Below are 25,109 nucleotides of genomic sequence, written 5' to 3'. Positions count from 1 at the left end.
CCATCTTTCCATCCGAATCAAGGGATATTAAGCCTGATGTCCAGCTACCTGTTCACCTCCGAATCGGTCTCCGAAGGCCATCCGGACAAGATTGCCGACCAGATCTCCGACGCGGTGCTGGACGCGATCCTGACCCAGGACCAGCGCGCCCGCGTGGCCTGCGAGACCATGGTCAAGACCGGTGTGGCCATTGTTGCCGGTGAGATCACCACCAGCGCCTGGATCGACCTCGAAGCGCTGACCCGCAAGGTCATCCTGGACATCGGCTATGACAGCTCCGACGTCGGCTTCGACGGCGCCACCTGCGGCGTGCTGAACCTGATCGGCAAGCAGTCGCCGCACATCGCCCAGGGCGTGGACCGCAAAAAGCCGGAAGAAATGGGCGCGGGCGACCAGGGCCTGATGTTCGGCTACGCCACCAACGAGACCGACAGCTACATGCCGGCCGCGATCCACCTGTCGCACCGCCTGGTCGAGCAGCAGGCCAAGATCCGCAAGAAGAAGAACTCGCCGCTGTCGTGGCTGCGCCCGGACGCCAAGAGCCAGGTCACCCTGCGCTACGAGAACGGCGAAGTGGCCGCCATCGACGCGGTGGTGCTGTCCACCCAGCACGCCCCGGGCATCAAGCAGAAGGACCTGATCGAGGCCGTCCGCGAAGAGATCATCAAGCCGGTGCTGCCGGCCAAGTGGCTGCACAAGGGCACCAAGTTCCACATCAACCCGACCGGCAAGTTCGAGATCGGCGGCCCGGTGGGCGACTGCGGCCTGACCGGCCGCAAGATCATCGTCGACACCTACGGCGGCTGGGCCCGTCACGGTGGCGGCGCGTTCTCCGGCAAGGATCCGTCCAAGGTTGACCGCTCGGCCGCCTACGCTGCCCGCTACGTCGCCAAGAACGTGGTCGCCGCCGGCCTGGCCGACCGCTGCGAAGTGCAGGTCTCCTACGCCATCGGCGTGGCCGAGCCGACCTCGATCTCGGTCACCACCTTCGGCACGGGCAAAATCAGCGACGACAAGATCGAGAAGCTGATCCGCAAGCACTTCGACCTGCGCCCGTACGGCATCATCAAGATGCTGGACCTGATCCACCCGATGTACCAGCAGACTGCGGCCTACGGCCACTTCGGCCGCAAGCCGAAGGAGTTCAGCTACCTCAACGGTGCCGGCGAGACGGTCAACGCCACGGCCTTCTCCTGGGAGAAGACCGATCGTGCCGCCGCCCTGCGCGCCGATGCGAAGCTGAAGTAAGACAGACGAAGGGCCGCGCAAGCGGCCCTTCTGCTTTCTGTAGAGCCGAGCCCATGCTCGGCTTTCTTTTGCCTGCGCCGAGAGCAGCCGAGCACGGGCTCGGCTCTACACGAGCTGCGCCACGCCGATACAATCGGTGCATGTCGACCGAACTCAAAACCCACCAGCTGTCCATGACCGTGCTGATGTCGCCGGAGATGGCCAACTTCTCCGGCAAGGTCCACGGCGGCGCCATCCTGCGCCTGCTCGACCAGGTTGCCTACGCCTGCGCCAGCCGCTACGCCGGCAGCTACGTGGTCACCCTGTCGGTGGACCAGGTGATGTTCCGCCAGCCGATCGCGGTGGGCGAACTGGTGACGTTCCTGGCCTCGGTGAACTACACCGGCACCTCGTCGATGGAGATCGGCATCAAGGTGGTGGCCGAGGACATCCTCAAGCGCAGCGTGCGCCACGCCAACAGCTGTTTCTTCACCATGGTGGCGGTGGACGAAGAGGGGCGGCCAACGCCGGTCCCCCCGCTGCAGCCCGCCAGTTCGGACGAAAAGCGCCGGCAGGCCGCCGCGCTGATCCGGCGCCAGCTGCGGCAGGAAATGGAGCAACGGCACCTGGAACTGCTGGCGTCCAATCCGCCTTCACCTGAAGAGTGAGAGCGTGCGGGGCAAGCCCCGCACCCACCGAGGCGGGTAGCGCCGGGCCATGCCCGGCGGATGCGGATCACCCGGTGTTCTGCACGCCCTGCGAAACACCATTCACGCAGGCCACCAGCGCGCGCAGCAGTTCTTCGTCCTCCCGCCCGCTTTCGCGCCAGCGCTGCAGCAGGTCCACCTGCAGCACGCTGATCGGATCGACGTAGGGATTGCGCAGGCGGATCGACAGCGCCAGCCGCGCATCATGCTCCAGCAAGGTCTGCTGGTCCATCAGTGCCAGCAGCCAGCGGCGGGTCAGCGCCAGTTCGTGCTGGATCTGCGGGAAAAAGCGCCCGTGCAGGTCACCGGAGAGACGCGAGAACTGTTCGGCGATGGTGATATCGCCCTTGGACAGCACCATTGCGATGTCGTCCAGGAAGGTGCGGAAGAACGGCCAGTCGCGCGCCATGTCGCGCAGGACATGTTCATGGCCGGCATCCACCGCCGCCTGCAGGCCGCTGCCCACGCCATACCAGCCGGGAATCACCGCGCGGGCCTGGCTCCAGGCGAATACCCACGGGATCGCACGCAGGTTGCCCAGTGCCGCATCCTGGCCGAGACGACGCGACGGCCGTGAACCCAGCGTCATCCGCTCGATCACATCGATCGGCGTCGCCGTACGGAAGTAATCCATGAAACCGGCCTGGCCGACGAAGGCGCGATAGACTTCGCTGCTGGCGGCGGCGACCACGTCCATCACCGGTCGCCAGCCCTCCTCGCGAGGTTCCGCGGCACGCGGACGCAGACTGGCCCGCAGCACCGCACCGGTGGCCTGCTCCAGCGATCGCAGCGCCAGCGCGCGGATGCCGTACTTGCGGTGGATCACCTCGCCCTGCTCGGTCACGCGCAGGCGACCATCGATGCTGCCACGTGGCGACGCGTCCACCGCGTGCGTGGTCTTGCCACCGCCCCGGCTGATCGAACCACCACGGCCGTGGAAGAAGGTCAGGCGGATGCCGGCCTCGGCCGCCACGTCCAGCAGTTCCACCTGCGCACGCTGCAGGCCCCAGCGCGAGGCGGCGATGCCGCCGTCCTTGCTGCTGTCGGAGTAACCCAGCATCACCATCTGCACATCACCGCGTGCCCGCAGATGAGCGCGATAGACCGGATCGGCCAGCAGGTCACGCAGCGTCGCAGTACCGCGCTTGAGATCGTCCACCGTCTCGAACAGCGGTGCGATGTCCAGCGGCACCGCGTCGTCCTCGTCAGCCAATCCGCCACGGCGCGCCAGCGCAAGCACGGCCAGCACATCGCTGCGATCATGTGCCATCGAGATGATGTAGCTGCCCAGCGCCTCGCTGCCATGCCGCGCGCGCGCGTCGGCCAGCGCCGCGAACACCGCATCCAGTCGCTGGTTGCCCTCGTCGTCGCCCACCGGCAGCGGCTGCTCGCCGCTGGCGTGTGGCCCCAGCAGGCCGGCGCGGGCCAATGGATCCAATCCGTCCCACGCCGCTTCGCCGCCCAGCACCGCCGCCAGCGCGCGCGCATGCACGCTCGATTCCTGCCGCACGTCCAGCCGCGCCAGATGGAAGCCGAACGTCTTCACCCGCCACAACAGTCGCTGCACGGCGAATCCGCCGGCATGCTCGCCACGGTTGGCACGCAGGCTGTCGAGGATCAGCTGCAGATCGTCGATCAGCTCGTCCGGGCCTGCATAGGCCCCCTCTGCATCGTCCAGGGTGGCCTGCAGGCGCGCACGCATGCGGTCGTTGAGCAGCCGGTACGGCATGTCGGCGTGCCGCGGGCGCGACTGCACCTTCGGCAACAGCTGCTGGTAGTGCGCCACGCGCGCCTGCAGCGCATCGCTCACGCCCACCCGCTCGGTGGACTGGCTGAGCAGGCTGGCCAGCTGCAGCAGTTCCTTCTGGTAGCGCCCCAGCACTGCCTGTCGCTGGGCATCGAGTGTGCTGCGGATGGTGCGGGCGTCCACGTTCGGGTTGCCGTCCATGTCGCCGCCCACCCATGTGCCGAAACGCAGCAGGCGCGGCAGCGCCAGTTCTTCGCCATAGGTATCACGCAGCGCCTGCTGCAGGGATTCGTACAGCACGGGTATCACCCGGTACAGCACCTGCACCAGATAGAAGCCGACATGCTCGCGCTCGTCATCGACCGTCGGCCGCACCGGCGAGGAGTCGGTGGTCTGCCAGGAAGCGGTCAGCGCCATGCGGAAGCGTGCAGCATCCGCTGCCGCCTCGCCCGGCGTGCGCTGGCCGTCGAGGTTGTCGACCAGGCTGGCCACCATCAGCTGCTCTTTCTCCAGCAGTGCGCGGCGCACGGCTTCGGTCGGATGCGCAGTGAACACCGGTTCGATATCGATGCGCGGCAGCCACTGCGCCAACTCATCCAGCGTCACGCCCTGCGCCTTCAGGTGCTGCAGCGCATCCTGCAGGCCATCCGGCTGCGGCGCGGCAGTACCGGCGCGCTGGTAGTCGCGGCGGCGGCGGATGCGGTGCACGCGCTCGGCAATGTTGACCACCTGGAAGTAGGTGCTGAATGCCCGCACCATCGTCTCGGCCTGCTGCGGCGCACGACCGGCCAGGCCATTGGCCAGCTCCGACAGCGGCGCCTGGTTTTCGCGGCGGGCGATGGCCCGCGTGCGCACATCCTCGACATCGTCGAGGAAGGTTGCCGAAACCTGCTCGACCAGCAGGTCGCCGACCAGCGCGCCGAGCCGGCGCACGTCATCGCGGAGCGGAAGATCGGGAGAAGCAAACTCAATGCTGCTGCGGTACTCGTTCATCGGCGACGCACGGGCCTCGGTCAACGGATCCTGGATCCAAGCCTATCCCAGATCGGGGGCTGTGCTGCGATGCAGAAATGGTTTCATCTGCATGCAACGCCAGCGCTGCCGATGTGGAATGCAACCGCGTCGGGGCGGCCCCCTCGCAGGGGCCGCCGGCATGCACGTGTCAGCGCTTCTTCTTCGCCTTGCCCGAGGCTGCCGGGCCGATGGTCTGCTCCAGCCAGCGCTCGCTCTCGGCCAGCATGGTCATGATCGATTCGCGTGCACGATAGGCGTGCGATTCGTTCGGCAGCATCACCAGGCGCGCCGTCCCTCCGAGTCCCTTCACCGCAGCGAACATGCGCTCGCTCTGCATCGGGAAGGTGCCGGAATTGTTGTCATCCACGCCGTGAATGAACAGGATCGGATCCTTGATCCGGTCCGCATAGTTGAACGGCGCCATCTTCTGATACACGTCCTGCGCCTGCCAGTAGTTGCGCTCTTCGGCCTGGAAGCCGAACGGCGTCAGCGTACGGTTGTAGGCACCACTGCGGGCGATGCCGGCCTTGAACAGGCGCGTATGCGCAAGCAGGTTCGCGGTCATGAACGCACCGTAGGAATGGCCGCCGATGGCGATATGGTCGCGGTCGGTCACGCCACGGCGCACCACTTCGTCCACCGCAGCCTGGGCATTGGCCACCAGCTGTTCGATGTAGGTGTCGTTGGGTTCCTTGTCACCCTCGCCGATGATCGGCATCGAAGGACTTGCCAGCACCACATAGCCCTTGGCCAGGAAGGCCTGCGGCCCCCAGTAGCTGATCGCGTTGAAACGGTACGGCGAATCGGTGACCTGGCTGGCGGCCGCGGCGCTCTTGAACTCGCCCGGGTAGGCCCACATCAGCAGCGGGCGCGGGCCGTCGCGGGTGGGATCGTAGCCCGGCGGCAGCAGCAGCGTGGCCGTGAGGTCCACGCCGTCGGCACGCTTGTAGCGGATCTGCTCCTTCTGCACGCCCTTGAGCTGCGGCAGCGGATGCGGGAAGTGGGTCAGCGCGCGCGGTGCCGCGCCGGCATCGGTGAGCGACTGCACATGGAAGTTGGTCGGCTCGTCCGGGCTTTCACGGCTCAGCAGCAGCGAGCTGCCCTGGTTGTCAAGCAATGCCACCGGCACCGAATAGTTCGGCGCCTGCGAGTGGAACAGGCGGGAGGCCTTTCCGCTGGCGATGTCGAAGCGGTCCACGAACGGACGGTCACCTTCCGGCGAAGCACCGGCACCAACCAGATACAGGCTGCCACCATCGGGGCTGGTCTGCAGCAGCGAGCGGCCGCGATCGTCGCTGGACAGCTGGGGCCGGCCCGGATCGGAATAGCGGTCCTGCGCATCACGATCCCACAGCAGGCGCGGCTCGGTACCGGCGTTGTCCGGGGCAATCAACCAGGTCTTGGTCCTGCGGGTCTTCCACCACGACTCGGTGAGCAGGGCCAGGTCGCCACGGCCCCAGCTGATGCCGGCCAGACGGCTGCCGAGCTGGGCCAGCGTCACCGGCGGCCTGTCGAACGGGGCGGCCTGCATCAGCACGGCGTCGCGCACCTTGGCGTCGCGGTTCGGATCACCACCGTCCTGGGCCTCGGCCCAGACCAGCGTGGCATCGGCATCGCCGCGCCAGATGATGTCGCGTACGCCGGTCACTTCGGCGTCGTTGCCGGTCGGCAGGCCTTCCACCAGCGGGCGCACGGCCACGGTGTGCACCAGTTGGCCGCTGGCACGGTCGATCACTTCAATGCGGCGCGGGAAGCTGCTGACCGGCACCACATAGGAGTAAGGCCGCTGCACCGGCTGGCGCAGCACGAAGCGGCCATCCGGCGATACCGAGAAGCCCATGAAGATGCCCGCCGCGCCGATCGCGCGGGTGCGGCCATCCAGGCTGACTTCCATCGGCTGGGTGGTGGCGTAGTAGTCGAACTGGCGCGCGTCGGCCTCGTTCTTCAGCAGGTCCTGATAGGTACGGATCGACACCACGCCGCCGCCCTGGCTGGTCTGCTGCACGGCGGGGCCGGTGGGAATGCCGTCGGCGGCCGGGGCGGCGCCGAGGTTGGCCGGGCGGGTGAACACCACCAGACCACGGCTGTCCGGCAGCCACTGGTAGCCGCTGCCGATCACCGTGTTCAGGCCGGCGACCAGGCGACGGGCGCTGCCGGCGGCCACATCCACCAGCCACAGTTCATTGGCGCCATTGGCGGCGTCGACCTGATTGAAGGCCAGCCACTTCTGGTCCGGCGACCATGCCAGGCTGGCAATCGACAGCGTGCCCGGCAGGCCGCTGATCTGCCGCTCCCTGCCGTCGGCCACGCTCATCAGCCACAGCTTCTCGCCGAAGCTGAAACGGCTGTCGGAGAACGTGCGCGGGTTGATGCGCAGGCCTGCCAGCTTCAGTTCCGGCTGGGCCACCACCTGGATCGACGGCAGCGACGGCATCTGCATCAGCGCGGCCACATCGCGGCGCGGCGACAGGTACAGCGAGGGCGCACGCGGGGCGTCGACCACCGCCTGCAGCTCGGCCGAGGGCAGCTCGTAGCCGTTTGCCCCCTGGGCCTGGGCCGCCGCAGGCTGCGGCGCTGCCGCCCAGGCCAGCGGGGCCACCGCCAACAGGGCCATGGACAGGACCAGGCCGGTCAAGCGCCGGTTGCGGCGTACATGCATGCTCATCGTTCCACCTGAGGGTGCGTTAAAACCCGACCTTAACAGTCCGTGCACAGGCGCCCATCTGCCGATGGTTGGGTCACGCCGATGAAACACCGGGCGCGCGATATAATGGCCGTTCTCCCCTCCCGAGGGGCGCTGCGACCGGACCCCCATGAGGCCGGCCAGGCTCGGTGAGGTGGCTCTGTAACAACGGCGCCCGGCTAGATGCGAGCACCCGCTCGCCCACAACCGGAGCTACTGCATGAACGCTGTTGCCAAGACCTTCTCCACCGAAGGCGATTACAAGATCCGCGACATCACCCTGGCCGACTGGGGCCGCAAGGAACTGGACATCGCCGAGCATGAAATGCCGGGCCTGATGTCGATCCGCCGCAAGTACCAGGCCGAGCTGCCGCTGAAGGGCGTGCGCGTGACCGGCTCGCTGCACATGACCATCCAGACCGCGGTGCTGATCGAAACGCTGAAGGACATCGGCGCCGACGTGCGCTGGGCCTCGTGCAACATCTTCTCGACCCAGGACCATGCGGCTGCGGCCATCGCCGCCACCGGCACCCCGGTGTTCGCCTGGAAGGGCGAGACCCTGGAAGAGTACTGGGACTGCACCCTGGACGCGCTCACCTTCACCCTGGCCGACGGCACCCTGACCGGTCCGGAGCTGGTGGTCGATGACGGTGGCGACGTCACCCTGCTGATCCACAAGGGCTACGAGCTGGAAAACGGCAGTGACTGGGTCAACACCGCCTCCTCCTCGCACGAGGAACAGGTCATCAAGAACCTGCTCAAGCGCGTGGCCAAGGAGCGCCCGGGTTACTGGGGCCGCGTGGTCAAGGACTGGAAGGGCGTCTCCGAAGAGACCACCACCGGCGTGCACCGCCTGTACCAGCTGGCCCAGGCCGGCACCCTGCTGATTCCGGCGATCAACGTCAACGATTCGGTCACCAAGAGCAAGTTCGACAACCTGTACGGCTGCCGCGAGTCGCTGGCCGATGGCCTGAAGCGTGCCATGGACGTGATGCTGGCCGGCAAGCTGGCCGTGGTCTGCGGTTACGGTGACGTCGGCAAGGGCTGCGCCGCCTCGCTGCGTGCCTACGGCGCACGCGTGGTCGTGACCGAAATCGATCCGATCTGCGCCCTGCAGGCAGCGATGGAAGGCTATGAAGTCAACACCATCGAATCGACCCTGGGCCGTGCCGACCTGTACGTCACCACCACCGGCAACAAGGACATCATCCGCATCGAGCACCTGAGCGCGATGAAGGACCAGGCCATCGTCTGCAACATCGGCCACTTCGACAACGAGATCCAGGTCGATGCGCTGGTGTCCTACCCGGGCATCAAGCACGTGAACATCAAGCCGCAGGTCGACAAGTACGTCTTCCCGAACGGCAACGCGATCTTCCTGCTGGCCGAGGGCCGCCTGGTGAACCTGGGCTGTGCCACCGGCCACCCGAGCTTCGTGATGTCCAACAGCTTCGCCAACCAGACCCTGGCACAGATCGACCTGTGGGCGAACAAGGACAGCTACGAGAAGAAGGTCTACCTGCTGCCGAAGAAGCTGGACGAGGAAGTGGCACGCCTGCACCTGGAGAAGATCGGCGTGAAGCTGACCACCCTGACCCAGGAACAGGCCGACTACATCGGCGTGCCGGTGGAAGGCCCGTTCAAGCCGGACCACTACCGCTACTGATGCCGCGCCCGGGATAACGGAAGCAGAAAGAACGGGCGCCTTCGGGCGCCCGTTCTGCATTCGGCACGCCGGTAGCGCCGGGCCATGCCCGGCGGACAACGCGCCTGCTCGTCGACACGCAGGCAATACGATCTCCACGCCACCGGGCATGGCCCGGCGCTACCGGATCACGGCCGCAGCCTCGGTCAAGGCAGCCGCGTCGCCCCGCGCTACGATGCGCGCATGACCCCCGCCATCAATCTGCTCAAGCGCGAGAAGATCGCCCACACCGTGCGCAGCTACGTGCACGACGCACACGCCGAGTCTTACGGTGGCGAAGCCGTGGAGAAGCTGGGCCTGGACCCGGCCCAGGTGTTCAAGACCCTGCTGGCCAGCACCGAAACCCACGAGCTGCTGGTGGCGATCGTGCCGGTGGCCGGCCAGTTGGACCTGAAGGCGTTGGCGGAAGCAGCCGGCTGCCGGAAGTGTGAGATGGCCGCTGCCGATGCTGCCCAGCGCGCCACCGGCTACGTGGTCGGTGGCATCAGCCCGCTCGGGCAGAAGAAGCGCCTGCGCACGTTCCTGGATGCCAGTGCGCAGGTATTGCCCAGCCTGCATGTCAGCGCCGGGCGTCGTGGACTGGAAGTGGAACTGGCGCCGGCCGACCTGCTGCGCCTTACGGCCGGCCATTACGCCGCCATCGGCAAGGCCCGCTGATGCGCTGGCCGTGGTCCTCAGCGCCGATACCCCGGCTCGACGATGCACAGGCCGACGTGCTGCTGCAGGATCTGCTGTCGCGCGACGCCAGCCGCATCACCGACGCCGCGCGTACGGTCGCGCGGTTGTTCACCCCCTCCTCGCTGGAGGCCCTGGCATCGCACGCCGACCTGATCGAGCGACGCTGCCAGCCCATCGAACTCGGCGGCATGCTGGTCAGCAACCAGGCGCACCTGAAGGCGGCACTGCGGCGATTGCGCTACTGGCAGGCGCGCGAGGGTTGCCTGTGCGCGCTCAACCCCACCTACCCGTTCTTCGATCCCCGGCGCCTGATCGAACAGGGCCACATGCAGCTGCTCTCGTTGCAGGAGGCCGAGGATGGTTGGGGCGATTGCCACATGGTCGCCTGTGCACACTGCGGCCAGCACTGGCAGGCAATCGACCGCGAATACCATTACCCGTGGTGGGAATGGCTTTCCGGCTGAGCGCGACCGGACGCACGTGACCGGGCTTACGGCCGCCAGTTGGCGTTGTTCTCCCAGAACTCCACCGAACGCTGGTAGGCCTCACGGTCCAGCGGCACGCCGGAACCCCCCTCCTCCACACCGAGCGCATTGCGCATCATCGTGATCGGCGCCATCGGCACCTCCTCCGGTTCGGCAGTGTAGATGCAGCCGACGATGCCCCAGTCCGCATCGATCGGTGAGCCCTCTTTGGCCAGCTGCTCGGCGCTGTACAGGATCACCACCAGGTAGTTCGCACGCGGCGATTCGACGCCTTCGAACCAACGCACCAGCACCGGCAGCTCATCGCGGTTGCGCGCTTCGTAGCCGCTGCGCAGCAGGTGGCGGTTGGCATCGGTGACCGGCACGGTCAGGCAGCGCGTGCTGGTCCAGTTCTCGTAGACGAACAGCTTGCAGAACGGCGCGTAGCCATCGAGCACCTTCAGTGGCGCATGCGCATTGAGGTGGGCCTGGAACTGCTCGGCAGTGCAGTCCTGGATGGTGTTGCCGCGCGGCACGCGCGGGAACAGGCGGGGACGGGCGAAATCGGTAAGGACGATGGACATGGTGTGCGGCGTGATCAGGAATTCAGTGGCACAGGGTACCCGCCCTTCCCCCTTCGCGGCAGGCGCTTCACACATTCATTGCACATCCATCTTGATGAAGCGATATACTGGTTCGCACCCGCCGCCATCGCCCGTGCCATGACCGCCATCAGCTTCGAGTTCTATCCGCCCAAGACCGACGAACAGCGCAGCCAGCTCGACCGTGCCGCGGCGAAGCTGAAGGACTACGCGCCCGAGTACGTGTCCTGTACGTTCGGCGCCGGTGGCTCGACCCTGAGCTACACCTCCGAGACCGTGCGCCATCTCAACCAGCACCACGGCTTCGAGGCGGCGCCTCATCTCTCCTGTGTCGGCGGCACCCGCCAGGAAATCCGCGAGCTGCTCAAGCTGTACCGCGCCATCGGCTGCCGCCGGCTGGTCGCACTGCGGGGTGACCTGCCCTCGGGCATGGGCTTTCCTGGCGACCTGCGCTACGCCGCCGAACTGATCGCCTTCATCCGTGCCGAACATGGCAATGCCTTCCGCATCGAGGTCGGTGCCTACCCCGAAACACATCCGCAGGCCTCCGATGCCCTGGCCGACCTGAAGCACTTCAAGGCCAAGATCGATGCCGGCGCCGACGCGGCGATCACCCAGTACTTCTTCAACCCCGACGCCTACTTCCACTTCGTGGATGAAGTGCGCCGGCTTGGCGTGGACGTGCCGATCACGCCCGGCATCATGCCGATCGCCAACTTCAGCCAGCTGCGCCGCTTCTCCGAGCAATGCGGTGCCGAGATCCCGCGCTGGATCGGCCGCAAGATGCAGGCCTACGGCGATGACGCGGCATCGGTGCGTGCATTCGGCGCCGAAGTGGTGGCCAAGCTGTGCCAGCGCCTGATCGAAGGCGGCGCGCCGGGCCTGCACTTCTACACACTGAACCTGGCCAAGCCGACAACGGCCGTGTTGAAACTGCTGCAGGGCTGAAAGCACGCTGCACGCGTGCATTCGGCGCTACCCTGCGTCGATGAGATCCATTTCACTCCTGCTGCTGCCGCTGCTGCTGTCCGCTGCGCCCGGCGTTGCCCACGGCCAGGCCTCGCGCCTGAACCGCTGCACCGATGCACAAGGCCAGAGCGTCTACACCGACCGGCCCTGCGACAGCATCGGCGCGCGATCACGGCTGCCACCTCCCGCTCCTGCCGGCAACCACCTGCCGCGGGACTCGCTGGGGGCGCGCTGCCCGCGCCGCCTGAGCGAGCTGGTACAGGCCCTGCGCACCGGCATTACCGGCAACGACGTGAACCGCTTGTCCTCACTCTATCTCTGGGGGGCGGTGTCCGACGCGGGCGCGCAGCGCATCCTCGGCCAGCTGGAGTCGCTGGCGCGGCGGCCACTGGTGGACGTCGTGCCGGTCTATCCGCAGCAGGCACAGGCCCTTCTCCAGGACGAGGATCCTGCACTGGCCGGATCCGCGACCGAGCCCTCCACGTCGCGCCATCCCGTAGGCCTGCGGCTTGAGCAGACGCTGCCTGGCAGCGCCACCCGCGCCGCGACGGTGCTGGGACTGCGACGTCAGTACGGCTGTTTCTGGATCACCTTGTGACCGGTGGGGTCCGATCCCGGCAATGGGGTCAGAGCCCGGCTGCGCGGGGATCTGACCCCGCGAGCGTGCTCTACTCCGGCCACAGGCTGCGGATGGCGGCGATGCCCTGCCCACCATGGCGGCGCGCCTCAGCGACCTGGCCGCGTGCCATCCCACCCAGTGCGTAGATGGGCAGCGATACCTGTGCACGCAGGGCGGCAAACGCATCCCAGCCCAGCGGCGTTGCCTCGGGATGGCTGGCGGTCGCCTGCACCGGCCCAAGCACGGCGAAGTCGCATCCCAGCCGTTGTGCGGCCTGCAGCTGCTCAAGATCGTGGCAGGAGGCTCCCACCAGCTGCCCATCCGGCAACGGTCGCGCCTGCAGGGACAACAGCTGTTCGCTGCCCAGATGCACGCCGACACCCAGCGAGCGCGCCAGTTCGATATCGCGGTTCAGCAGCCACTGCACCCCGCGCCGGTGCGCGCGCAGCGCCTGCTCGATCAGGGCCTGACGGCGAGGATGCTGCAGCGGCAGGCGCAGCTGGATGCGCTGCTGGCCGCCACTGACCGCGCGCTGCAGCCGTTCCTGCCACTGCCGTTGACCGGCCTCGTCCTCACCCGGTGCAGGGGTGACCAGATAGCAGTCGGGCTCGCGCAGTGCCGCCACCACCGGCAGGTCGGCCGGCGGCATCGAGTAGCGTCCGAGCTTGTCCTGCGCGACCCAGGTGATGGCCTGGCCTTCGCGACCGCGCGGCGTGCCCTTCCAACTGCGGACGTGCCGCACTTCCAGCGTCAGGTGCTTGTCCGGGTACCGCTGCGGCACGTCCATGATCCAGTCGCCGACCTCGGCTTCGATGCCCAGTTCCTCGCGCAGTTCACGCACCAGGGCCTGCGCGGAGGTTTCGCCCGCTTCGCGCTTGCCGCCGGGGAACTCCCACAGGCCGGCCATGTCACGGTTCTCGGTACGACGGTTGAGCAGCACGCGGCCACGGGCGTCGGTGATGACGGCCGCCACGACATGGATCGATCGGGTGGGGGAAGGCATGCAGGGAGCATGCCTACAACAGGGGGACCGGCGCAATCGCGGATCGCGTACTTTCCTGCCCCAGAACGGGAGAGCCCCGCTTTCGCGGGGCTCTCTGGCCGGTCAGCTCAGCTGGCCGTGGCAGTGCTTGTACTTCTTGCCACTGCCGCACGGGCACGGATCGTTGCGGCCGATCTTGGCTTCTTCGCGCTGCACCTGGGCCACGCCCTGCTGCGCGGCCTGCACCTGCGCCGCTTCCTCGTCGGCGCTGTAGCCGCCGGCGTCCTGGTGCTGGAACTGCGACTGGCGCAGGCGTGCCTCGACCTGCTGGCGCTCGGCCGCTTCCAGTGCCTGCACTTCCTCGTCGCTGCGGATGCGCACGCGGGCGAGCAGGGTCACCACTTCGCGCTTGACGTTCTCCAGCATGTCCGAGAACAGCTCGAAGGCTTCCTTCTTGTACTCCTGCTTCGGCTGCTTCTGCGCGTAACCCCGCAGGTAGATGCCCTGGCGCAGGTAGTCCATGCGTGCCAGGTGCTCCTTCCAGCTCTGGTCCAGCACGGTCAGCATCACATGCTTTTCCAGCGCGCGCATGGTCTCGTCGCCGACGCTGGCTTCCTTCTCGGCGAAGTGCTGGTTGACGCGCTCCTGCACCTTGGCGGCGATGGTTTCGGCGTCCAGTTCCTCGTGCGACTTGACCAGGTCGGTCAGCGACATCTGCAGGCCGAACTCCGACTCCAGGGTCGCTTCCAGGCCACGCAGGTCCCACTGCTCGTCCACCGAGTTCGGCGGCACGAAGCGCGCAACGATGTCGAAGACGACATCGTCGCGGATGCCATCGACGTTCTCCTTCACCGATTCGGCGTCCAGCAGTTCATCGCGCTGGGCGTAGATGACCTTGCGCTGGTCGTTGTTGACGTCGTCGAAGTCCAGCAGGTTCTTGCGGATGTCGAAGTTGTGGGCCTCGACCTTGCGCTGCGCCTTCTCGATCTGGCGGCTGACCAGGCGGTCTTCGATGACGTCGTCTTCCTTCATGCCCATCATGCGCATGGCCTTCTGCACCCAGTCGGAGGCGAAGATGCGCATCAGGTTGTCTTCCAGCGACAGGTAGAAGCGGGACGAACCCGGGTCGCCCTGGCGGCCCGAACGGCCACGCAGCTGGTTGTCGATACGACGCGATTCATGGCGCTCGGTGCCGACGATGTGCAGGCCGCCTGCCGCCTTCACTGCTTCGTGGCGCTGCTGCCAGTCGGCCTTGATCGCCGCCTTCTGTTCATCGGTGGCATCTTCGCCCAGCGCATGCAGCTCGGCTTCCAGCGAACCACCGAGCACGATGTCGGTACCACGACCGGCCATGTTGGTGGCGATGGTCACCGCGCCGGGACGACCGGCATTGGCGACGATGGTCGCTTCGCGGTCATGCTGCTTGGCGTTGAGCACTTCGTGCTTCACGCCCGCCTTGCGCAGGTGCTCGGACAGCATTTCCGAGGTTTCGATCGAGGTGGTACCGACCAGCACCGGCTGGCCGCGCTTGGCGCATTCCTCGATGTCGGCCAGCACCGCGTTGAACTTGCCCTTGCGGTTGAGGAACACCTGGTCCGGGCTGTCCTTGCGGATGGTCGGGCGGTTGGTCGGGATCACCACCACTTCCAGGCCGTAGATGCTCTGGAACTCGAATGCTTCGGTATCGGCCGTACCGGTCATGCCGGACAGCTTCTTGTACATGCGGAACAGGTTCTGGAAGGTAATGCTGGCCAGCGTCTGGTTCTCACGCTGCACCGGCACGCCTTCCTTCGCCTCCACCGCCTGGTGCAGGCCGTCGGACCAGCGGCGACCGGCCAGGGTACGGCCGGTGAACTCGTCCACGATCACCACTTCACCATCGCGCACGATGTAGTCCACGTCACGCTGGTAGATGGCGTGCGCGCGGAGGGCGGCGTTGAGGTGGTGGACCACGGTCAGGTTCTGCGCCGCGTACAGGCCTTCGGTGTCGCCGTTGAGGATGCCGGCCTCGACCAGCAGCTGTTCGGCGTGCTCCATGCCCGCTTCGGACAGGTGCACCTGCTTGCCCTTCTCGTCGACCCAGAAGTCGCCCTCGCCGTCTTCCACTTCCTGCTTGACCAGATTCGGCACGATGCGGTTGACGCGGATGTACAGCTCCGGGGAATCGTCGGCCGGGCCGGAGATGATCAGCGGGGTGCGTGCTTCGTCGATCAGGATGGAGTCGACTTCGTCGACGATGGCGTAGTGCAGGCCGCGCTGATAGCGATCGGCCTTGGACAGCGCCATGTTGTCGCGCAGGTAGTCGAAACCGAATTCGTTGTTGGTGCCGTAGGTGATGTCGGCGGAATAGGCTTCGCGCTTGTCGCTGTGCGGCATGCCCGGATACACCACGCCCACGCTCAGGCCCAGCCAGTTGTACAGCTTGCCCATCTGCGCGGCATCGCGGCGGGCCAGGTAGTCGTTCACGGTGACCACGTGCACGCCCTTGCCTTCCAGCGCGTTGAGGTACACCGGCAGCGTGGCCACCAGGGTCTTGCCTTCACCGGTACGCATTTCGGCGATCTTGCCCAGATGCAGGACCATGCCGCCGATCAGCTGCACGTCGTAGTGGCGCATGCCGAGCACGCGGCGACCGGCTTCGCGGCAGACCGCGAATGCTTCCGGCAGGACCTTGTCCAGGGCCTCACCGCCGGCGATGCGCTGCTTGAACTCCGGCGTCTTGGCCTGCAGCTGCTCGTCGGAAAGCTTCTCGATCTCCGGCTCCAGCGCATTGATCTTGGCGACGATGCGGTTGAGCTGGCGCAGCTGTCGTTCGTTACGACTGCCAAATACGCGGGTAAGCAGGCTGTTGATCATTGAAGGAACCGGGTTGGATGGACACGACGCCCGGCCTTCCCTGGGGAATCCGTCCGCCGCAAACGAAACAGGGCGCTTGGCGCCCTGTCGATGGCAACACCCATTGTAGCTTGGGACGGCCGGGAGGGGTTTCAAGCGTCCCGTGCGGCGTGATCGGCCCGGATCCGGCAAACCGGGGTTGAGCAAAGGGGTCAGATCCCTTTCGCCGTGGCGAAAGGATCTGACCCCAAGGAGGGTGGCGCCGGGCCATGCCCGGCGCTGGAATCAGCCGCGGCTGATACGGCCGACCGGCGTGTTGCCGCCGTCGCCGAGGAACTTGCGCGGGTTGACCACGTTGCCGTTTTCCCACACCTCGAAGTGCACGTGGGCGCCGGTGGAGCGACCGGTGGAACCGGCCTTGGCCACTTCCTGGCCGGCACGGACCAGATCGCCGACCTTCACCACCAGGCGCGAATTGTGCGCGTAGCGGGTGACGTAGCCGTTGCCATGGTCGACATCGACGACGTTGCCGTAGCCGCCCTTGACGCCGGAGAAGCTGACCACGCCATCGGCCACGGCCATGACCGGATCGCCGACCCGGGCGTGGAAGTCCATGCCCTTATGGGTGGCGGCACCGCGGCCGAAGGGGTCGGCACGGGTGCCGAAGCCGGACGTGACATAGCTGTTGCGGATCGGCATGCGCGAAGGCACGGCGTTCTGCTGCAGCTGGTGATCGAACATCAGCGATTCCATCACCGACAGCTGGCGGCCTGAAGCAGCGAAACGCTGCTCCAGCACCTGTAAGTCGGCGTTGACATCCTTGACCGGGATGTCCGAGGTCGGGCCGCCGGCATCGCCGTCACCCAGGCCGGGAGTTTCGTTGAAGTCAAACTCGCCATCTTCCAGCTTGCCCATCTGGGTCAGCCGTTCGCCCAGGGCGTTGAGGCGGGTGGCCTGCGCCTGCAGCTCGCCGAGGCGGGCCGCCAGCGCGTTGACCTGGGTCTGCGCATCGCGCTGGACCTTGGCCAGTTCAGCCTCCTGGCGGTCGACCTTGGCCTGCAGCCGCGAATCGTTGAACGCGTTGGCGCCGATTCCGCCTGCAAAGCCGATAATGCAGCCTACCCCGAGCACGCTGCCCAGCAGGGCACGGGGGCGGTCCTCGAAATAGAACCGCAAACGCGTGAGCGCCGATTTGGCCTGACCTTCACGCGTTTTGATTACGATCTTTTTGAATGCCATCAGTGAGTTTTCATGTCTGAGCCGAAATCCAGCGTTCGCCCCGCTTCCGTGCCGAAACCGGCACTGGATGCGGTAATGGCGGACAAAAGCGGGAACCCGCTGCGGCGTGCCTTGTGGCTCGACGCGCTGGACCGTCAGTTGCGCCCCCAGTTGCCGCCACCTCTGCGCAGCCGTTGCCGGCTGGCCAATGTGGACGGGGAACACCTCGTTTTTCTCGTCGAGTCCCCGGTCTGGCATGCCAAGTTCCGGCTTGCCGAGGCCCAGCTTCTCGACGCGGCCCGGTCCATCGGGCTGAAGGCCACCAGGGTGACCATCAAGACTGCGTCCACCACTCCCTCACGCTCCCCAGCGATCGACAACCGGAATGGCCCCCACGCAGTTTCAGCCGCCACGCACAAAGGGCTACGCGACGCCTTGGCAGCCCTGCAGGATGTTCCTTCGAAGCCGAAGAAGCGGTCCTGAGGACAACGGAGCCTCCTGCTCCGCTCCCCGTCGCGCGTGTCACCGCAGCGTGAAACATTTCGGGGGCCGGGTCGCATCCTAGCGGTCCCCGGTGGACCTGTCGTTAGATTGTTGTTAAAACAACGTTAAATTCAGGCTTCCGATCCAACAGGTTCACGAAACCGTGACGACAGACCGACAGTCGCGTCACCTGCTGCGTCGTATCCATCGCAGCCTCCAGAAATGCGGACGCCGCCCTGAGAGGCGGCGTTTTTTCCTTTCAATTCAAAACGTTATGTGGATCAGGCGTAGGCCGGGGTGGCGTACTCGACCGGATCCGGTAGCGCCGGCGAGTCATAGCTGACCCACTCCCACGCGCTGGCATCGGCCATCAGCGCGCGCACCAGCTTGTTGTTGAGCGCGTGACCGGACTTGAAGCCCTCGTAGGCGCCCAGCACCTGGCCACCGGCGAGGTAGAGGTCGCCGATCGCATCAAGGATCTTGTGGCGCACGAATTCGTCGGCGTAGCGCAGCCCGTCTTCGTTGAGCACGCGGAACTCGTCAAGCACGATGGCGTTGTCCATCGACCCGCCCAGGCCCAGATTGCGTTCACGCATGTACTCCAGGTCGCGCATGAAGCCGAAGGTGCGCGCGCGGGAGATTTCCTTGGTGTACGCCAGCGTGGAGAATTCGATTTCCTGGCGTGACTGCTTGGCCGGGATCATCGGGTGGTCGAACTGGATGGTGAAGCCCAGCTTGTACCCCTCGTAGGGCGTGAAGCGGGCCACCTTGTCACCCTCGGTCACTTCCACGGTCTTGAGCACGCGGATGAAGCGCTTGGGCGCATCCTGTTCCACGATGCCTGCCGACTGCAGCAGGAACACGAACGGGCCGGCCGAACCGTCCATGATCGGCAGCTCGGCCGAGGACAGCTCGACGATGATGTTGTCCACACCCAGGCCGGCCAGAGCCGACATCAGGTGTTCAACGGTCTGGACCTTGGCGTCGTTGCAGGTCAGGCCGGTGCACAGGGTCACTTCGGTGACCAGCTCCGCCTTGGCCGGCACTTCCACCACCGGATCCAGATCCACGCGGCGGAACACGATGCCGTGGTTGACCGGTGCCGGGCGCAGGGTCATGTAGACCTTGTCACCGCTGTGCAGGCCAACGCCGGTAGCGCGGATCGTGTTCTTGAGGGTGCGTTGCTGGATCATGGGGGCAGACCGGAAGTGACACCTTAGATTAACACGCGCACTCCCCTACCCCGGCTGAAACGGCGGCAGGACACACCGGCGCGCGGGTGGGACACGCGTGAAGGGCCGCCGGGCCTATCCTGGCCCGGCGCCCGCACTTCAGGACATGGTGGCGCGACCCGGGGAGGACAAGCCCCGGGCAGCTCCGCTCAGTCCGCCTGGCGGCGCAGGAACGCCGGGATGTCCAGGTAATCATTCGGCAGTTCCGCCGCCGCCGGGGCCGAAGAGGCCGGGGCCGACGCGGTGGAGGCTGCCGCGGTATCGCTGCTGGCACGACGCAGGCCCAGGCCCATGCCGCCCACGGCCTTGGAGACCGCATCGCCACCCGTGTCGAACTCGCCGAACTCCGGCTGGCCGGTGGTGGCATTGCGCACCAGCTTGATCGGCGCACGCTCGCCCGGACGCTGGCTCTTGCTGGCCGACACGCGGTTCAGGCCGGTAGCCACCACCGTCACGCGCACTTCGTCCTGCATGTCCGGATCCAGCACGGTACCGACCACCACGGTGGCATCTTCGGACGCGAAGCCATCGATGGTGCGGCCGATCTCGTCGAACTCGGCCATGGTGAAGTCGGCGCCAGCGGTGATGTTGACCAGGATGCCGTTGGCACCGGCCAGGTTCACATCGTCCAGCAGCGGGTTCTGGATCGCCGCTTCGGCGGCAGCCTGGGCACGGTCATCGCCACGGGCGGTGCCGGTACCCATCATCGCCAGGCCCATTTCGGACATGACGGTGCGCACGTCGGCGAAGTCGACGTTGATCAGGCCCGGACGCACGATCAGGTCAGCAATGCCCTGCACGGCGCCCTGCAGCACGTCATTGGCGGCACGGAACGCCTGGATCATGGTGGCGTTGCGGCCCAGCACGGTGATCAGCTTCTCGTTCGGAATCGTGATCAGCGAGTCGCAGTGCTGGCTCAGTTCCTCGATGCCCTTCAGCGCAACCTGCATGCGGCGACGGCCTTCGAACGGGAACGGCTTGGTGACCACGGCCACGGTCAGGATGCCCATTTCCTTGGCCAGCTGCGCCACCACCGGCGCCGCACCGGTGCCGGTGCCGCCGCCCATGCCGGCGGTGATGAACACCATGTCGGCGCCCTGCAGGGCGTCCATGATGCGCTCACGGTCTTCCAGGGCGGCCTGGCGGCCCACTTCCGGGTTCGCGCCTGCGCCCAGGCCCTTGGTCACGTTGGTGCCCAGCTGCAGCTGCAGCTTCGCACCGCAATTCTTGATGGCCTGCGAGTCGGTGTTGGCGGTGATGAACTCCACGCCGTCCACCGCCGAGTTGACCATGTGCGCCACGGCATTGCCGCCGCCGCCGCCCACGCCAACCACCTTGATCACCGCATTGGGTGCCATCTTTTCGATCAGTTCAAAATGCGCCATGTCCGTGTCCTCGTTGTATCCGCTTTCGATGGCATGGGCATTCGGGCGTCCTGCCGTCCTGCTGCATGCCGCCGTTGCGGCTGTGTGGGTTGTGTGTTGCCGGTGTTGCGTTGTGTTGCGGGTGTTGCATCCGGGCGATGCCCGGCGTTACGGGTTCCGCGTCAGAACTCGCCGCGGAACCAGGTCTTGAGTTTCTTGAACATGCTGCCGGCGCGCCCGGTCGGCAGCGATGGCCGGCGCGGATGCTCGATCTGGCTGCCCATCAGCAGCAGGCCCACGCCGGTGGCGTGCACCGGGTTGCCGACCACTTCGCCCAGGCCGGTGACGTGCTGCGGAATGCCCACGCGCACCGGCATCTGCAGCATCTCTTCAGCCAGCTCGACCACGCCTTCCATCTTCGATGCACCGCCGGTGAGCACCATGCCCGCGCGCACCAGCTCTTCGAAGCCGGAGCGACGCAGTTCGGCCTGCACCATCTCGAAGATTTCCTCGTAGCGGCCCTGCACTGCCTGCGCCAGCGAATGGCGCGGCATGCGCCGCGGCGGGCGATCACCCACCGACGGCACCTGGATGCTCTCCTCGGCAGTGGCCAGCTGGGCCAGGGCGCAGGCGTAGCGCACCTTGATCTGCTCGGCTTCCGGGGTCGGCGTGCGCAGCATGTGCGCGATGTCGTTGGTGACGTGGTCGCCGGCAATCGGCAGCGATGCGGTGTGGCAGATCGCGCCCTGCACGAACACCGCGATGTCGGTGGTGCCTGCGCCCATGTCGACCAGCACCACACCCAGCTCGCGTTCGTCGGCGGTCAGCACCGCCACGCTGGAGGCCAGCGAGGACAGCACCAGATCATCCACCTGCAGGCCGCAGCGCTGCACGCACTTGCTGATGTTGGCGGCGGCGGACTGCGCGCACACCACCAGGTGTGCATGCACTTCCAGGCGCACACCGGTCATGCCCACCGGGTTGCGGATGCCTTCCTGCGAATCATCCAGCACGTACTCGCGCGGGATCGCATGCAGGATCTTCTGGTCGGCCGGAATCGCCACCGCCTTGGCAGCGTCGAGCACGCGGTCCAGGTCGCCCCAGGTCACTTCGCCATCGCGGATCGGCACGATGCCCGGCGAGTTCTTGCACTGCACGTGGTTGCCGGAGATCGAGGCGTAGACCGAACGGATCTCGCAGCCGGCCATCAGCTCGGCCTCTTCGACCGCACGCTGGATCGACTGCACGGTCGATTCGATGTCCACCACCACGCCGCGCTTGAGGCCGCGCGACTCGTGCGATCCGATGCCGATCACTTCGATCGGGTTGCCCGGCGAATACTCGCCCACCAGCGCCACCACCTTGGAGGTGCCGATATCCAGGCCGACGATCAGCGATTTGTCACCCTTGCGATTCATGTCCTTTCCTGCGTCCTTCTTGCCGGGGTCGCCGGCGCGTCAGCCGGCGCGGCCGGGGTGCCCCAGCTCAGCGTGAAACCATTGGTGTAGCGGAGATCGGCGCGCTCGATCGGCGCAGCCTGGTTGGCCAGTTGTGGCAGCACGCGCACGAAGCGCTGCAGGCGCGAACGGGCGTCATCGCGTCCTACCACCACTTCGGTGCCGTTGCTCAGCACCAGCGACCAGCTGCCGCGCGCATCCATGGTCAGCCGGCGCACGTCGACGCCGGCAGGCGCGAACAGCGCGCGTGAATCGTTGTACAGCTTGACCACTTCCTCGGTCTGGCTGTCGGGGCCATCCAGCTCGGGCAGCTGCAGGTCGGCCAGCTTCTTCGGCGTGGGGAACAGCTTGCCCTGCTCGGACAGCAGGCGACCCTCGCCCCAGCGGGCGAAAGGCTTGTGCTCGACCAGGGTCACTTCCAGCACGTCAGGCCACTGCTTGCGCACCTGCGCGCTTTCCACCCACGGCAGCTTCTCCAGTGCGTCCTGCGCATCCTGCAGCTTGACCGCGAAGAACCCGGCACGCGCATACGGCAACAGCACCTGCTGCAGCTGCTCGGCCGGCACGCGCTTGAATTCACCGTGCACGCGCAGCTTCGCCAGCGGCCAGCGCTCGGCGCCGACCCAGCCATTGACCACGGCCACCACCGGCAGTGCCACCACCGACAGCGCCAGAAGCCAGACGAAGATGCGCAGCACCGCGTTCATGCGTGGCCAGCCTCCAGGGTCTGTTCAAGCACGCGCCACACCAGCTCCTCGAAGCCGATGCCGGCCTGGCGGGCCGCCTTGGGCACCAGCGAGTGGCTGGTCATGCCCGGCGCGGTGTTCACTTCCAGCAGGAAGAAGCGGCCACTTGCGCGGTCACGCATCACGTCCACGCGCCCCCAGCCACGGCAGCCGGCGGCGCGGAACGCGGCCAGCGCGATGCGACGGATCTCGTCCTCGGCCTCGCCGTCCAGGCCCGGGCACAGGTACTGGGTATCTTCTGCGATGTACTTGGCGTTGTAGTCGTACCACTGGCCCTTGGGCACGATGCGGATCGACGGCAGTGCGACGTCGCCAAGGATGGCGACGGTCAGCTCGTCGCCGACTACCATCTGCTCCATCAGCAGCTGGCCGTCGTAGCGCGCAGCCAACGCCACCGCCTCGTCCAGGCCTGCTTCGTCGGTCACACGGCTGATGCCCACGCTGGAGCCTTCGTTGGCCGGCTTGACCACCACCGGCAGGCCTAGCTCGCGCGCCTGTGCGTGGACGGTCTCGGCAGTGACCTTCCGGTACTGCGGGGTGGGTAAACCGACCGAGAGCCACACCTGCTTGGTGCGGATCTTGTCCATGCTCAATGCCGAACCCAGCACGTCCGAGCCGGTATACGGCACGCCGAAGGCGTCCATCAGGCCCTGCACGATGCCATCCTCTCCGCCACCGTTGTGGCCATGCAGGATGTTGAACACGCGATCGATGCCGCCGCCGGCCAATGCCCGGGCCAGGGCCGGAATGCCGTCCACGGCGAACGCATCGACGCCGCGCGACTGCAGCGCCTCCAGCACGTTGCGGCCGGAGTCCAGCGACACCTCGCGCTCGCTGGAGGTACCGCCGAGCAGGACGGCGACGCGGCCGAACACGGCCGGGTCGGTACTGCGCAGCGGCGGGAAGGTCAGCGTGCTCACGCCTCGCCCTCCGCCTTGAAGCCTTCCACTGCGATGTGGGTGGCGACGGCGCCGATATCGCCGGCCCCCATCATCAGCAGCAGGTCACCATCCTGCAGCACGTCCGGCAGCACGCTCGCCAGCTCGGCGGCCTTGCCCACCACCACCGGCTCGCTGCGGCCGCGGGCGCGGATGGCGCGTGCCAGCGCATGCGAATCGGCACCTGCGATCGGCTCCTCGCCGGCCGGGTAGACCTCGCTCAGTACCAGCGCGTCGACGCTGGACAGCACTGCAGCGAACTTGTCGAACTGGTCGCGGGTGCGGCTGTAGCGGTGGGGCTGGAACGCGACCACCAGGCGCTTGTCGGCCCAGCCGCCGCGGGCAGCGGCAAACACCGCCTCCAGTTCGCTCGGGTGATGACCGTAATCATCGATGATCCGCACCCTGGCACCGCTGGCGGTGGTGACTTCGCCCAGGTCGTTGAAGCGACGGCCGACGCCGGCGAAGGCCTCCAGCGCACGCGCAATCGCATCCGGTGCCACGCCCAGCTGCCAACCGACCGCAGCGGCGGCCAGCGCGTTGAGCACGTTGTGCCTGCCCGGCAGTGCCAGCACCACTTCCTGGCTGGTGCCCTGCGGCAGGCGCAGGGTGAAGCGCATGCGCGAGCCCTCCTGCACCACGTTCTCGGCGCGCACGTCGGCCTGCGGGCTCATGCCGTAGCTCATGACGTGGCGCGGCGTCCTGGCGGCCAGTGCAGCCACTTCCGGATCGTCGATGCACAGTACCGCCAGCCCGTAGAACGGCAGGCGCTGCAGGAACTCGGCGAATGCGGCCTGCACCCGGGCGAAGTCGTTGCCGTAGTTTTCCAGGTGGTCCGCATCGATGTTGGTGATGATCGACATCAGCGGATTCAGGCGCAGGAAGCTGCCATCGCTCTCATCGGCCTCTGCCACCAGCCACTGCCCACCGCCGAGCTTGGCGTTGGCGCCGGCGGCCAGCAGCTGGCCACCGATCACGAAGGTCGGGTCCAGGCCGCCCTCGCTCAGCACCGCTGCCGTCAGGCTGGTGGTGGTGGTCTTGCCATGGGTGCCGGCCACGGCGATGCCACGCCGGAAGCGCATCAGCTCGGCCAGCATCGCCGCACGCGGCATGATCGGAATGCGCTGGCTGCGCGCCTCCATCAGCTCCGGGTTGTCTTCGCGGATCGCGCTGGACACCACCACGCAGTCGGTGCCCAGCACATTGGCCGCCGAATGGCCACGCATGATGCGTGCTCCTAGGCCGGCCAGGCGGCGGGTGGCCGCATTGTCGGCATTGTCCGAACCGGACACTTCATAACCCAGCGTCAGCATCACTTCGGCGATGCCGCTCATGCCGGTGCCGCCGATGCCGACGAAGTGCACGCGCGGGAAGGCGCGCACCAGGTCGTTGGTGTCGTGCAGGCGACGGATCATGCGCGGCCTCGCGCAGGGCAGGCG

20 protein-coding genes and 1 riboswitch are annotated in these 25,109 nt (G+C 66.9%); of the genes, 8 read left to right on the top strand and 12 right to left on the bottom strand.

Annotation, left to right across the window (positions count from 1 at the left end):
• Positions 1-36: 36 nt before the first annotated feature.
• Together metK and QMZ25_RS05480 are read left to right on the top strand one after the other, a co-directional pair.
• Positions 37-1,248: a methionine adenosyltransferase gene (metK, locus tag QMZ25_RS05485; RefSeq protein ID WP_053516433.1), complete on the top strand. Its 1,212-nt coding sequence runs from the start codon at positions 37-39 to the stop codon at positions 1,246-1,248.
• A gap of 140 nt (positions 1,249-1,388) precedes the next feature.
• Positions 1,389-1,895, top strand: coding sequence for an acyl-CoA thioesterase (locus tag QMZ25_RS05480; RefSeq protein WP_053516435.1), 507 nt, complete (start codon positions 1,389-1,391; stop codon positions 1,893-1,895).
• Between the two features lie 67 nt (positions 1,896-1,962).
• On the opposite strand, the gene ppc is transcribed toward QMZ25_RS05480, so the two are convergent.
• Positions 1,963-4,674, bottom strand: coding sequence for a phosphoenolpyruvate carboxylase (gene ppc, locus QMZ25_RS05475; protein WP_283219243.1), 2,712 nt, complete (start codon positions 4,672-4,674; stop codon positions 1,963-1,965).
• 169 nt (positions 4,675-4,843) lie between these two features.
• Positions 4,844-7,360: a prolyl oligopeptidase family serine peptidase gene (locus tag QMZ25_RS05470; protein WP_283219235.1), complete on the bottom strand. Its 2,517-nt coding sequence runs from the start codon at positions 7,358-7,360 to the stop codon at positions 4,844-4,846.
• Positions 7,361-7,478: 118 nt separating this feature from the next.
• A riboswitch (S-adenosyl-L-homocysteine riboswitch) is annotated at positions 7,479-7,562 on the top strand.
• 36 nt (positions 7,563-7,598) lie between these two features.
• On the opposite strand from QMZ25_RS05470, the gene ahcY reads away from it, so the two are divergent.
• From ahcY to QMZ25_RS05455, 3 genes are all read left to right on the top strand, one after another.
• Positions 7,599-9,044, top strand: coding sequence for an adenosylhomocysteinase (ahcY, locus tag QMZ25_RS05465; protein ID WP_065182797.1), 1,446 nt, complete (start codon positions 7,599-7,601; stop codon positions 9,042-9,044).
• 222 nt (positions 9,045-9,266) lie between these two features.
• Entirely contained in the window at positions 9,267-9,740 is a 474-nt protein-coding gene (gene ybaK, locus QMZ25_RS05460) for a Cys-tRNA(Pro) deacylase (protein WP_065175806.1), read from the top strand.
• Positions 9,740-10,225: a hypothetical protein gene (locus QMZ25_RS05455; protein ID WP_283219234.1), complete on the top strand. Its 486-nt coding sequence runs from the start codon at positions 9,740-9,742 to the stop codon at positions 10,223-10,225. The genes ybaK and QMZ25_RS05455 overlap by 1 nt, the downstream gene beginning before the upstream one ends.
• A 26-nt stretch (positions 10,226-10,251) precedes the next feature.
• Here the strand turns inward: QMZ25_RS05455 and QMZ25_RS05450 are convergent, their stop codons facing one another.
• A complete protein-coding gene (locus tag QMZ25_RS05450; RefSeq protein ID WP_283219233.1) occupies positions 10,252-10,809 on the bottom strand; it encodes a DUF3228 family protein in 558 nt (185 codons plus the stop codon).
• Between the two features lie 138 nt (positions 10,810-10,947).
• Here QMZ25_RS05450 and metF point away from each other — a divergent pair, with 138 nt between their 5' ends.
• Positions 10,948-11,775, top strand: coding sequence for a methylenetetrahydrofolate reductase [NAD(P)H] (gene metF, locus QMZ25_RS05445; protein ID WP_053516480.1), 828 nt, complete (start codon positions 10,948-10,950; stop codon positions 11,773-11,775).
• 40 nt (positions 11,776-11,815) lie between these two features.
• Positions 11,816-12,394, top strand: coding sequence for a DUF4124 domain-containing protein (locus QMZ25_RS05440; RefSeq protein WP_283219232.1), 579 nt, complete (start codon positions 11,816-11,818; stop codon positions 12,392-12,394).
• 70 nt (positions 12,395-12,464) lie between these two features.
• Here QMZ25_RS05440 and QMZ25_RS05435 read toward each other — a convergent pair whose 3' ends face one another.
• The 3 genes from QMZ25_RS05435 to QMZ25_RS05425 form a co-directional block, all read right to left on the bottom strand.
• On the bottom strand, positions 12,465-13,418 hold the full coding sequence (locus QMZ25_RS05435) for a Nudix family hydrolase (protein ID WP_053516444.1): 954 nt from the start codon (positions 13,416-13,418) through the stop codon (positions 12,465-12,467).
• A 102-nt stretch (positions 13,419-13,520) separates the two neighbouring features.
• Positions 13,521-16,253 carry a preprotein translocase subunit SecA gene (secA, locus tag QMZ25_RS05430; RefSeq protein WP_053516445.1) on the bottom strand — a complete coding sequence of 911 codons (2,733 nt, stop codon included), beginning with the start codon at positions 16,251-16,253 and terminating at the stop codon, positions 13,521-13,523.
• Positions 16,254-16,517: 264 nt separating this feature from the next.
• The gene (locus QMZ25_RS05425) at positions 16,518-17,471 is read right to left on the bottom strand and encodes a M23 family metallopeptidase (protein ID WP_053516446.1); all 954 of its coding nucleotides are present in this window, start codon (positions 17,469-17,471) and stop codon (positions 16,518-16,520) included.
• Positions 17,472-17,483: 12 nt separating this feature from the next.
• On the opposite strand from QMZ25_RS05425, the gene QMZ25_RS05420 reads away from it, so the two are divergent.
• A complete protein-coding gene (locus QMZ25_RS05420; protein ID WP_053516447.1) occupies positions 17,484-17,933 on the top strand; it encodes a DciA family protein in 450 nt (149 codons plus the stop codon).
• A 281-nt stretch (positions 17,934-18,214) separates the two neighbouring features.
• Here QMZ25_RS05420 and lpxC read toward each other — a convergent pair whose 3' ends face one another.
• The 6 genes from lpxC to murC form a co-directional block, all read right to left on the bottom strand.
• A complete protein-coding gene (lpxC, locus tag QMZ25_RS05415) occupies positions 18,215-19,126 on the bottom strand; it encodes a UDP-3-O-acyl-N-acetylglucosamine deacetylase (protein WP_065182801.1) in 912 nt (303 codons plus the stop codon).
• 188 nt (positions 19,127-19,314) lie between these two features.
• Positions 19,315-20,550 carry a cell division protein FtsZ gene (gene ftsZ, locus QMZ25_RS05410; RefSeq protein ID WP_053516450.1) on the bottom strand — a complete coding sequence of 412 codons (1,236 nt, stop codon included), beginning with the start codon at positions 20,548-20,550 and terminating at the stop codon, positions 19,315-19,317.
• Positions 20,551-20,711: 161 nt separating this feature from the next.
• On the bottom strand, positions 20,712-21,947 hold the full coding sequence (gene ftsA / locus QMZ25_RS05405; protein ID WP_005408083.1) for a cell division protein FtsA: 1,236 nt from the start codon (positions 21,945-21,947) through the stop codon (positions 20,712-20,714).
• Positions 21,944-22,693 (bottom strand): cell division protein FtsQ/DivIB, encoded by a 750-nt coding sequence (locus QMZ25_RS05400; protein WP_053516451.1) that lies wholly within the window; start codon positions 22,691-22,693, stop codon positions 21,944-21,946. Before QMZ25_RS05400 ends, ftsA begins: the two co-directional genes overlap by 4 nt.
• On the bottom strand, positions 22,690-23,652 hold the full coding sequence (locus tag QMZ25_RS05395; RefSeq protein ID WP_065182802.1) for a D-alanine--D-alanine ligase: 963 nt from the start codon (positions 23,650-23,652) through the stop codon (positions 22,690-22,692). Before QMZ25_RS05395 ends, QMZ25_RS05400 begins: the two co-directional genes overlap by 4 nt.
• Positions 23,649-25,085, bottom strand: a complete 1,437-nt coding sequence (gene murC / locus QMZ25_RS05390) for a UDP-N-acetylmuramate--L-alanine ligase (RefSeq protein ID WP_053516454.1) — start codon at positions 25,083-25,085, stop codon at positions 23,649-23,651. Before murC ends, QMZ25_RS05395 begins: the two co-directional genes overlap by 4 nt.
• Positions 25,086-25,109: the final 24 nt, after the last annotated feature.

The sequence above is a fragment of the Stenotrophomonas sp. RS-48 genome, from assembly GCF_030053245.1.
GTDB lineage: Bacteria > Pseudomonadota > Gammaproteobacteria > Xanthomonadales > Xanthomonadaceae > Stenotrophomonas > Stenotrophomonas maltophilia_P.
The sequence above is the reverse complement of the archived record's forward strand: the minus strand, read 5'-3'. Positions and strand labels throughout refer to the sequence as shown.

Bases quoted from the DNA above. Each gene is read 5' to 3' on its own strand.
- metK (WP_053516433.1), top strand. From the start codon at position 37: ATGTCCAGCTACCTGTTCACCTCCGAATCGGTCTCCGAAGGCCATCCG.
- QMZ25_RS05480 (WP_053516435.1), top strand. From the start codon at position 1,389: ATGTCGACCGAACTCAAAACCCACCAGCTGTCCATGACCGTGCTGATG.
- ppc (WP_283219243.1), bottom strand. From the start codon at position 4,674: ATGAACGAGTACCGCAGCAGCATTGAGTTTGCTTCTCCCGATCTTCCG.
- QMZ25_RS05470 (WP_283219235.1), bottom strand. From the start codon at position 7,360: ATGAGCATGCATGTACGCCGCAACCGGCGCTTGACCGGCCTGGTCCTG.
- ahcY (WP_065182797.1), top strand. From the start codon at position 7,599: ATGAACGCTGTTGCCAAGACCTTCTCCACCGAAGGCGATTACAAGATC.
- ybaK (WP_065175806.1), top strand. From the start codon at position 9,267: ATGACCCCCGCCATCAATCTGCTCAAGCGCGAGAAGATCGCCCACACC.
- QMZ25_RS05455 (WP_283219234.1), top strand. From the start codon at position 9,740: ATGCGCTGGCCGTGGTCCTCAGCGCCGATACCCCGGCTCGACGATGCA.
- QMZ25_RS05450 (WP_283219233.1), bottom strand. From the start codon at position 10,809: ATGTCCATCGTCCTTACCGATTTCGCCCGTCCCCGCCTGTTCCCGCGC.
- metF (WP_053516480.1), top strand. From the start codon at position 10,948: ATGACCGCCATCAGCTTCGAGTTCTATCCGCCCAAGACCGACGAACAG.
- QMZ25_RS05440 (WP_283219232.1), top strand. From the start codon at position 11,816: ATGAGATCCATTTCACTCCTGCTGCTGCCGCTGCTGCTGTCCGCTGCG.
- QMZ25_RS05435 (WP_053516444.1), bottom strand. From the start codon at position 13,418: ATGCCTTCCCCCACCCGATCGATCCATGTCGTGGCGGCCGTCATCACC.
- secA (WP_053516445.1), bottom strand. From the start codon at position 16,253: ATGATCAACAGCCTGCTTACCCGCGTATTTGGCAGTCGTAACGAACGA.
- QMZ25_RS05425 (WP_053516446.1), bottom strand. From the start codon at position 17,471: ATGGCATTCAAAAAGATCGTAATCAAAACGCGTGAAGGTCAGGCCAAA.
- QMZ25_RS05420 (WP_053516447.1), top strand. From the start codon at position 17,484: ATGTCTGAGCCGAAATCCAGCGTTCGCCCCGCTTCCGTGCCGAAACCG.
- lpxC (WP_065182801.1), bottom strand. From the start codon at position 19,126: ATGATCCAGCAACGCACCCTCAAGAACACGATCCGCGCTACCGGCGTT.
- ftsZ (WP_053516450.1), bottom strand. From the start codon at position 20,550: ATGGCGCATTTTGAACTGATCGAAAAGATGGCACCCAATGCGGTGATC.
- ftsA (WP_005408083.1), bottom strand. From the start codon at position 21,947: ATGAATCGCAAGGGTGACAAATCGCTGATCGTCGGCCTGGATATCGGC.
- QMZ25_RS05400 (WP_053516451.1), bottom strand. From the start codon at position 22,693: ATGAACGCGGTGCTGCGCATCTTCGTCTGGCTTCTGGCGCTGTCGGTG.
- murC (WP_053516454.1), bottom strand. From the start codon at position 25,085: ATGATCCGTCGCCTGCACGACACCAACGACCTGGTGCGCGCCTTCCCG.